5 protein-coding genes and 3 pseudogenes are annotated in these 6,375 nt (G+C 61.4%); 5 read left to right on the top strand and 3 right to left on the bottom strand.

Annotated elements, in window-relative coordinates; all coding sequences use genetic code 11:
- Positions 1-242: 242 nt before the first annotated feature.
- Positions 243-413 (top strand): annotated as a pseudogene (locus LRK71_RS13540) (IS3 family transposase); the annotation flags it as partial.
- On the opposite strand, the pseudogene LRK71_RS13535 reads toward LRK71_RS13540, so the two are convergent.
- From LRK71_RS13535 to LRK71_RS13525, 3 genes and pseudogenes are all read right to left on the bottom strand, one after another.
- Positions 411-479, bottom strand: a pseudogene (locus LRK71_RS13535) (hypothetical protein); the annotation flags it as partial. The pseudogenes LRK71_RS13540 and LRK71_RS13535 overlap by 3 nt on opposite strands.
- A 5-nt stretch (positions 480-484) precedes the next feature.
- Positions 485-670: pseudogene (locus LRK71_RS13530) on the bottom strand (hypothetical protein); the annotation flags it as partial.
- Between the two features lie 406 nt (positions 671-1,076).
- The gene (locus LRK71_RS13525) at positions 1,077-2,003 is read right to left on the bottom strand and encodes a LysR family transcriptional regulator (RefSeq protein ID WP_232404355.1); all 927 of its coding nucleotides are present in this window, start codon (positions 2,001-2,003) and stop codon (positions 1,077-1,079) included.
- A 136-nt stretch (positions 2,004-2,139) separates the two neighbouring features.
- Between LRK71_RS13525 and LRK71_RS13520 the strand changes: the two genes are divergently transcribed.
- From LRK71_RS13520 to LRK71_RS13505, 4 genes are all read left to right on the top strand, one after another.
- The gene (locus LRK71_RS13520) at positions 2,140-2,910 is read left to right on the top strand and encodes an HAD family hydrolase (RefSeq protein WP_232404354.1); all 771 of its coding nucleotides are present in this window, start codon (positions 2,140-2,142) and stop codon (positions 2,908-2,910) included.
- Entirely contained in the window at positions 2,904-3,833 is a 930-nt protein-coding gene (locus LRK71_RS13515; RefSeq protein WP_232404353.1) for an ABC transporter permease, read from the top strand. Before LRK71_RS13520 ends, LRK71_RS13515 begins: the two co-directional genes overlap by 7 nt.
- 4 nt (positions 3,834-3,837) lie before the next feature.
- Positions 3,838-4,725, top strand: a complete 888-nt coding sequence (locus LRK71_RS13510; protein WP_232404352.1) for an ABC transporter permease — start codon at positions 3,838-3,840, stop codon at positions 4,723-4,725.
- A 77-nt stretch (positions 4,726-4,802) separates the two neighbouring features.
- Entirely contained in the window at positions 4,803-6,356 is a 1,554-nt protein-coding gene (locus tag LRK71_RS13505; protein ID WP_232404351.1) for an ABC transporter substrate-binding protein, read from the top strand.
- Positions 6,357-6,375: the final 19 nt, after the last annotated feature.

The following is a 6,375-nucleotide window of genomic DNA, read 5'->3' as shown; positions in this document are numbered from 1 at the left end:
GCTGACTCAAAAGGTCGGAAAAAACTACTCCCGTTTGCTCGACTCCCGACAAACTAACGCCTGCTCGACTGTTTCGTCAGAGCCGACATTGCAGCAGCGACAGCGAAAGCCCGCTTCGTCCGCTCAGCAGACGATAGATGCTATATGACGGCTGCAGGCGCGGCGAAGGTCTGCTCCTTTCATTGCTGGTGCAGCATAGGATCAGGATTCATAACCAATAGATGACGAGTGCGGCGAGAGCGATGGTCGCGGACATGATCGAACTGACCCGCCAGTACGGCAGATATGGCTACCACCGGGTGGCTGCCTTGCTGAGAGATGCAGGCTGGCAAGTGAATGACAAACGTGTGGAACGCCTATGGCGGTGCGAGGGGCTTAAAGTGTCAATGAAACAACCCAAGAAGGGACGTCTAGCCGTGTGGCCTAGCCGACTTGAAGCGGAATGAGTCCCCTGGCTTCAGGATCATGACTTGATCTTCTACCGTTAGCTCAAGTGTGCCTTCGACAACATATCCGCCCTCTTCACCTTTATCCCGAGGGCGGTATAGCCGTTCAGGACAGCGATACGAACCTGGGTTTCGGCGACCTGGCGGTCGAAGTCCCGCGCCATGAGCCGCTGGCCCAGCAGTTTCACACAGTGCATCTTCGTTTCGACGCGGCTCCGGCGGTGACGGTCTTCCACAGCTTCGCATTCTTGCGGGGTAGGATACCGACGTGGGCCGATAGTGTCGAGGACAAAGATCGCAATCATGAATAGAGGGCATCAAGCGGGAGCGGCAGCGGTCGACAGGGCGGTGCCCCAACAGGAAGACGACGGTGTGGGGCGCGGCGAAAAGGCTGTTCGCCGCGGGTCTGTTCCATTTAATCGAACCTTTGTTGCTCATCTGCGCGATCGGCAAGCAGTCGACATGGTGACGCTCAGGCAAGATCCCGCGCAGGTTTTTGGACTTCTATTACGGTAACGAATTGGTCTCCAACGAAGGCGGACAACATGCGCGCATTGGCCGAGGCTGGGTGCTGCATCTTTTTCGTTCCTGCCACATGGGGTGGCTTGGAAACCGACCAAGTTGAAATCGTCAGATCGGTGTCAACGCATCCGGTAGGACCTGGCTCGCCGTGTTGAAGAAGAAATTGATCAGAGCGTTTTTTTCATCGGCAAGGGCAAAGACGACCTCGTCCACGCGAGAGCGGAATTCCGGGACGCTGATCCGGCGCACGGTGTCGGCTCTGTAGGTTCCATAGCGCCACATGAAACCGACACCGATCCCAAGCGCCACTGCTTCGTAGACAGCATCGCGGGTGTCCGCGGTCAATCGCGGTTCAGGGACCAGGCCCGCTTGCCGGAAGCCACGGTCGACCACCTTCTGAGTGGAGGACCCCGGAGACCGGAATACCAGCGGGCTGGCCGCGAGCTGCGCCAGCGACACCTCACTTTTCTGCGCCATCGGGCTATTTGGTGACACGATTGCCACGACTTCCTGTGAAAGGACTGGAAGACGGCGGAAGCGCGGATCAGCGGGCAGGTCGGGCAGGAGGGCAACGTCGACCTCGCGGCGGGACACGGCCGCCATGATCTCTTGATGTGATCCGCTTTCGACCGTCACCGTCAGCGATGGGTTTAGATCAAGCACGCGGCTGACAATGGCGATACCGGGCATCGAGTTCCCGAGACCGATCCGAAGCCGGTGTTTACCCGAGGGGCCGCGCCGCGCCAGGACACGTTCGGCGTCCCCCTGAGCCCGCTGCATGCGATGTGCGATGTCGCAAAGTTCCAGGCAAGCGGGGGTTGGGGTCATCACCCCACGCAGCCTGTCGAACAGGTGGATGTCATAGGCGCGTTCCAGATCGCGGACCTGCTGCGCGACAGCGCTGTGCGAAATGCCGATTCTCCGTGCGGCGGCGGAGTAGGACCCCTCTTCGGCAACCGCCGTGAGGGCACGCAAACGCGAAAGCGACAGGCCCGAGGCCGTTTGTGAAACCGATACCTTCATGACCTGCAACATAAGCTGTCATCCGTAACACCCCGGTTACAGTTGGGCGACAGAAAGCTAACAACAGCCGCTCAACCGGCCCAACGAAAACAGCAACACCGTGCCTGCAGGCGCAAACGGGGATTTCCCCGAACAGAGAGATATTGGCATGGCACAACCGATCCGATTGCAGCAGTTTCTTGACAGCCCCAGGCCCGACCGTGCGGCCATTCTGGCCGATCTGGACGGCTGTCTTGTGTCCGGTGATACGGTGCTGCCGCAGGTTCCAGAACTGTTCGCACGCTGTGGCGATCGGTTGTGGATCGTGTCCAATAATTCCACCGACACCGCGCAGACCCTGGCGGCACGGCTGGACAAGCTGGGGATCGGCCTGTCTGAAAACCGACTGCTGCTGGCCGGGGAAATGACCCTGCGCGCCCTGCAGCGGAACTGCCCCGGTGCCCGGATCGCGCTTTATGCCAATGATCCCCTGCAGGATCTGGCGCGCCAGCTGGGGCTGATGCCCGACCGCAGCGCGCCCCAACGGGTGGTGCTGGCGCGTGACACTGCGCTCAGCTTCTCCGATATCGCCCGCATCGCCGAATACGCCCATGCTGGTATCCCGGTCAGCCTCGCCAATCCGGATAGGAGCCACCCCGCTGCTGACGGCACCCCGCTGCCCGAAACCGGCGCGCTTTGGGCGGCGGTTTCGGCCATTGTGCCGCAGGCGCAGGTGACCAGCCTCGGTAAGCCCGCGCCCGATATGCCGTACGAGGCGCTGCGTCGTGCGGGCGTTGCAGCCGGGGCTGCCGTCTTTATCGGAGACACTGCCGAAACCGACGGCATGGCGGCAGCCGCCGCCGGTGTCGAATTTGTCCATCTGGCGCGTCCGGGCGGCATCTCCGTCTGCCCTACCATAACCGGAGTTAAAACATGCTAAGCTATGCCCTGCGCACCCTGATCCGGATGGTGCTGACCTTCTTTGTGATCGTCACCATCGTGTTCTTCGCCACCCGCCTGTCGGGCAATGCGATCGACTTTGTCATCGGCGAAGGCATGACGAGCGACGACCGCGACTTGTTGATCACCTACTACGAACTCGACCGCCCGGTTCTGTCGCAGTATTTTGCCTTCCTGCGCTCTTTTACCGACGGCCAGTTCGGCCTCTCCTTTATCGAACGTCGTCCCGTTGCGGAAATTGTGATGGAGCGCATCTGGCCTTCGACCCAGCTTTTGCTCTCGGCGGTCGGGCTGACCCTGCTGGTGTCGATCCCGCTGGGCATCGCCGCCGCGATCTGGCGCAAGAGCTGGATCGGCAGCGCGGTCATGGTCATGGCCTTCCTCGGCTACGCAGTGCCCAACTTTGTGCTCGCTACCCTTATGGTGCTGGTCTTTTCCTACTGGCTCAACTGGTTGCCGGTGGTGGGCAACGGCACCGCCCTGCATTTCATCATGCCCACTGTGGCCCTGTCGGGGGGGCTGATCGCGGCGCTGACCCGTTTCACCCGCAACGCCATGCTGGACGTGCTGGGACAGGATTTCATGCGCACCGCACGCGCCAAAGGGCTGCCGGAACACACGGTGATCGTCAAACACGGGCTGCGCAATGCGGGCATCACTATCCTGTCGGTGATCGGGCTGCAGGTGGCGGGGCTGGCGGCATCCGGATCAGTGGTGATCGAGGCGATTTTTGCCTGGCCTGGCATCGGCGATCTGCTGGTCACCTCGGCCCTGCGCCGCGACTATCCGGTGCTGCAATTCGGCGTGCTCACCGTCGCTCTGGCGGTGATCGTGATCAACGCGGTCATTGATCTTGCCTATGCCTGGGCAGATCCGCGCCTGCGCCACACCCTGAAAGGCTGATCCCATGACCCATCCCGCCGTTTCCTCGACCTCCGCCCCAGCCGCCGCATTGCAGCTTTGGCGCGGCGCTGACGTGATCCAAAAGGCCTCGATCGTGATCGGGCTGTTGCTGGTGTTTCTCGCCATCTTTGCGCCGCTGATCGCGCCCTTTGATCCCAGTTCGCAAAGCCTGATTTCACGTCTGCGCCCGCCACTGGGGTTCGAGCGCGCCAAGGCAGGCTACCTTCTGGGCACTGACGAGCTGGGCCGTGACGTGTTTTCACGCGGCCTTTACGGGCTTAGGCTGACGTTGATGCTGGCGGTTCTGGGCGCAACGCTGGGACTGCTGATCGGCGGCGCGCTGGGGCTGCTGGCGGGCATCGTCGGCGGTCGCACCGAGGCCGGCATCATGGCGGCGGTCGACACTCAGATCGCGGTTCCCTTCACCCTGGTTGCCCTATTCCTGCTGGCGATCCTGGGGTCGTCGATCGAGGTGATCGTGCTGGTGCTGGGCCTGGCCGGGTGGGAGCAATACGCCCGCATCGTGCGCGGTGAGGTGCAGCGGCTGATGAACATGCCCTTCATTGAGGCGGCCCGCGCTGCTGGGGCCGGCCCGCTGCGCATCGCCCGGCATCACCTGCTGCCCAATATCGTATCGCCCATCGTGGTGCAGTTCACCCTGTCCCTGTCCAATATCGTGCTGCTGGAAAGCACCCTGTCCTTCCTTGGTCTTGGTGTGCAGCCGCCCACCGCGACGCTGGGATCGATGGTCGGGATCGGCCGTGACTACATGCCCACCGCGCCGTGGATCGTGGCCGCTCCGGCGATGATGATCCTGCTGATCACCTTCGCGGTGCAGATCCTTGGCGATTGGCTGCGCGATGGCGCCGATGTGCGGCTGCGCGAAAGGTAACCCCGAACATACCAACAACAGAGGCGCAAACGCCCGCTTCCTTCAAACGTCTATTCAATCCTTACGGAGACAAGACAATGCTGAGACTGCTGCTTTCCACCGCCCTCGCCGCAGGGGTCGCCTCGGGTGCCTGCGCCCAGGAAATCACCGTTGGCGCCGCCAATGTGTCGAGCTACCTCGACCCCGGCCGCGATCATTCCAACGTCGGGTCGCAATTCTACTACAACAGTTTTGACACGCTGATCGGCAAGAACCACGACACGCTGGACACCGAATGGATTCCGGCCCTGGCCACCAAATGGGAGCTGGTCGATCCCAAGACCATGGAACTGAAGCTGCGCGACGGCGTGACCTTCCACAACGGCGAAGTGATGAACGCTGACGACGTGGTGTTTTCGCTCAACCGTATGTACCAGGCTGATTTTCCACCCTACGTGGTGCGCTCGCGCGACCGGCTGTCCAACTTCGTCAAGGTCGAGAAAGTCGACGATCTGACCGTGCGCATCATGGTCGAAAGAGAAGAACCCCTGTGGGAAACCTTGCTGAACCTACAGCAGGTCATGATCATCCCCGAGGACTATACCAAAGGCCTGACTGGCGATCCCAAGGTTGTCGAGCATGACGATTTCGAAGCCTTCTCGCTGGCACCCGTCGGCACCGGCCCCTACCGCGTTTCCGAATTCGTGCCGGGCGAACGTGTTGTCTATGAACGGTTCGACGACTTCTGGGGCGACAAGGCGCCGCTGGCCAAAGCCACCGTACAGCATATCCCCGAAACCGCATCCCGGGTGACGGCGCTGAAAACCGGTGAAGCGCAGATCGTCACCAATATCGCCCCCGATCAGCTGTCGCTGATCGAAAGCGATCAGAACCTGCGCACGGTGGGCAGTGCTACGCCGCTGTTCCACGTCATGATCATGAACGTGAACCACCCCAAGCTGCGCGACCCGCGCATCCGTCAAGCGCTGAGCCTCGCCATCGACCGCGACACGCTGAACGAGGCGCTGTGGCTGGGCAAGGCGGTGGTCCCGTCCACCCACACCCTGAAGGAATACGGCGATCTCTACATGCCGGAGCTCAAGACCTTCGAATACAATCCTGAAGAGGCCAGGGCGCTGCTGAAGGAAGCAGGGTACGACGGCTCCGAGATCACTTTTGATACCCATCCGACCTATTACACCAACGGCATGCTGGCAGCTCAGGCCATTACCGAGATGTGGAAAGAGGTTGGTGTCAACGGTCGCGTCAACATCGCCGAGAAATGGTCGGGCCGCGCGCCCGAGATGATGACCCGCAACTGGTCGAACCCGATGTATTTCGCCGACCCCTTCGGATCCTTCGGCGTGATGTGGGCCCCCAATGGCCCATCCGAGGGTGAAGGTCGCTTCAACACCGATGCAGGCTATGCCGAAATCTGGGAACGCTTCCGCTTCTCGAAAGACGTCGCGGCCCGCAAGCTTGCCTATGGCGAGTTGATGGAGCGCATCAAGCAGGACCCACCAGTGCTGCCTCTCTACCGCCCGTTTGAAAGTTGGGCGATGCGCAAGGACGTGACCTGGGCACCGAAGCCAGGCCACATTCCCTATGTGCTCGACTTCCGCGCAGGCGCTATCTCCTTCGCATCGAACTGATCATAATATGGCCCGCCGC

It is taken from the genome of Pseudophaeobacter flagellatus, from assembly GCF_021228235.1.
In the GTDB taxonomy this organism is placed as follows: Bacteria; Pseudomonadota; Alphaproteobacteria; order Rhodobacterales; family Rhodobacteraceae; genus Pseudophaeobacter; species Pseudophaeobacter flagellatus.
This window is presented reverse-complemented; position numbering and strand designations above follow the sequence as displayed.

Bases quoted from the DNA above. Each gene is read 5' to 3' on its own strand.
- LRK71_RS13525 (WP_232404355.1), bottom strand. From the start codon at position 2,003: ATGTTGCAGGTCATGAAGGTATCGGTTTCACAAACGGCCTCGGGCCTG.
- LRK71_RS13510 (WP_232404352.1), top strand. From the start codon at position 3,838: ATGACCCATCCCGCCGTTTCCTCGACCTCCGCCCCAGCCGCCGCATTG.
- LRK71_RS13515 (WP_232404353.1), top strand. From the start codon at position 2,904: ATGCTAAGCTATGCCCTGCGCACCCTGATCCGGATGGTGCTGACCTTC.
- LRK71_RS13520 (WP_232404354.1), top strand. From the start codon at position 2,140: ATGGCACAACCGATCCGATTGCAGCAGTTTCTTGACAGCCCCAGGCCC.
- LRK71_RS13505 (WP_232404351.1), top strand. From the start codon at position 4,803: ATGCTGAGACTGCTGCTTTCCACCGCCCTCGCCGCAGGGGTCGCCTCG.